The sequence below is a fragment of the Streptomyces katrae genome (genome assembly GCF_000966975.1).
In the GTDB taxonomy this organism is placed as follows: Bacteria; Actinomycetota; Actinomycetes; order Streptomycetales; family Streptomycetaceae; genus Streptomyces; species Streptomyces katrae.
The window spans coordinates 1-1,997 of sequence record NZ_JZWV01000237.1; the positions used below are offsets into that span (position 1 = coordinate 1).

General features: G+C 70.9%; 3 protein-coding genes and 1 pseudogene. All 4 read left to right on the top strand.

The genetic code is table 11. From position 1 onward, the window contains the following. Positions 1–386: pseudogene (locus VR44_RS10600) on the top strand (phosphate ABC transporter substrate-binding protein PstS); the annotation flags it as partial. Positions 387–494: 108 nt separating this feature from the next. Continuing rightward, positions 495–797, top strand: a complete 303-nt coding sequence (locus tag VR44_RS10605) for an ArsR/SmtB family transcription factor (protein ID WP_425424493.1) — start codon at positions 495–497, stop codon at positions 795–797. Beyond that, complete coding sequence (locus VR44_RS10610) at positions 794–1,210, top strand: SRPBCC family protein (protein ID WP_045947176.1); 417 nt, start codon at positions 794–796, stop codon at positions 1,208–1,210. Before VR44_RS10605 ends, VR44_RS10610 begins: the two co-directional genes overlap by 4 nt. Positions 1,211–1,319: 109 nt before the next feature. Beyond that, on the top strand, positions 1,320–1,997 hold a 678-nt coding region (locus VR44_RS10615), incomplete at its 3' end, for a VOC family protein (RefSeq protein WP_045947177.1).

Consider the following 1,997-nt stretch of genomic DNA (forward strand, 5'->3'; position numbering starts at 1 on the left):
GGTCCATCTCCTTCACCCGGCCCGGCGCAGAGGCCACGGGCCTCACGACCGTCCGGATCGCGACCGGTGCGCCCGAAGCGGTCGCCGTCGGCGCGGACACGGCCGCCAAGGCGGTGGCGGACGGCCGGGTCACCGGCACCGGGGCGGACCTCACCGTGCAGCTGAACTACGAGACCAAGGCCACGGGCGCCTACCCGATCGTCCAGCTCGCCTACGCCGTGGTGTGCGACCGGGGGAACGACGGGGCCGCCCTGGCCCGGTACCGGCCCTTCCTGGTCTCCGCCGTGTCCGAGCGGGAGCAGCGCGCCGCCGCCGAGAACGGCTACGGGACGCTGCCTCCCGCACTCGCGCAGAAGGTCCGCGGGAACCTCGCCACCCTCGGCTGAGCAAGGACCGCCGATTCGGCGCGGCACGGCGGCCACTGGGCCTGGATGCGTCGGAAATCTTTGACGCGTCGGAGATTCCCGACGTATCTTGTACTCATGCCTACGGATGTGTTCGGCGTGCTGGCCAATCCCGTGCGCCGCAGACTGCTCGAAAGCCTGCGTGAAGGGCCCCGCTCCACCGGTGAGCTGGCCGGCATGTTCGATCTCGGGCGGCCCGCCATCTCCGAGCACCTGGCGGTGCTCCGTACCGCCGGGCTGGTCCGGGAGGAGCCGCGCGGCCGGCACCGCTTCTATCACCTCGAACCGGCCCGGCTGGCCGAGGTGAGCGAGTGGCTGCATCCGTTCGAGCATTACTGGAAGCAGCGCCTCCAGGCGCTGTCCGACCTCCTGGACGAGGAAAACGGAACATGACGACCGAGAACGACACGATCACCTGCGAGAAGTACCTGCCGCACCCCCCGGCGGCGGTGTGGAAGGCCCTGACCGACCCCGAGCTGCACGCCCGCTGGTGGGCCGCCGGCGACATCAGGCCCGTCGTCGGGCACCGCTTCACCCTCGACATGGGGAACAACTTCGGCCACCAGGCCTGCGAGGTGACGGAAGTGGACACCGAGCGCCTGCTGGCCTACCGGTTCGCCGAGGGCACCCTGGACACCACCATCACCTGGACCCTGCACCCGCAGGGCGCCGGAACCCGCCTCGTCCTCACGCACACCGGCTTCGACCTCGGCTCCCCCATGGGACGACAGGCCCTCGCCGGCATGGGCAAGGGCTGGCCCCACGTCCTGGACAACCTCGACGCGGCCCTGGCACGGACGGCCTGACGGTCCGCGAGCGAAACCCGGATGCGGACGCGGTGGGGCCGAGCCTAGGCTGCTCGCGCGGGCGGGGCGACAGGCGGCTCCGCTGCCAGGGGATCGGAGACGCACGGGTATGGCAAGTCAGCTGTTCGCGGTCTGCTTCAACACGGGCCGGCCGTCCGACCTGGCACGGTTCTGGTCCGGAATCCTGGGCTGGGAGCGGGCCGACGGTACGGACGGGGACGTCGCGATCCTGCCTCCTGATGCCACCGGGTTCCGCATCCGTTTCCTGCCGAGCCGGGAACCCAGGACCGGCCGGAACCGGGCACACTTCGACCTGACGAGCAGTTCCCCCGAGGAGCAGCAGGAGACGGTGGCCAGGGCGCTGGAACTCGGCGCGAGCCACATCGACGTCGGGCAACTCCCGGAAGAGGGGCACGTGGTGCTCGCCGATCCGGACGGCAACGAGTTCTGCGTCATCGCGGCGGGCAACAAGTTCCTCGCCGGCACCGGCTTCATCGGAGCGCTGGCCTGTGACGGTACGCAGGAGGTCGGCTACTTCTGGAGCGAGGTCCTGCGGTGGCCGCTGGTCTGGGACCAGGACCAGGAGACCGCCATCCAGTCGCCGGACGGCGGTACGAAGATCACCTGGGGCGGGCCTCCCGTGGCACCGAAGACGGGCACGAACAGACTGCACCTGGAGCTGACGCTCCCCGCCGACGCCGACCGGGAGGCGGAGATCGACCGCCTCCTCTCGCTCGGCGCGACACACGCCGACACCGGCGAAGGCGGCCGTACGCTGATGCTCGAC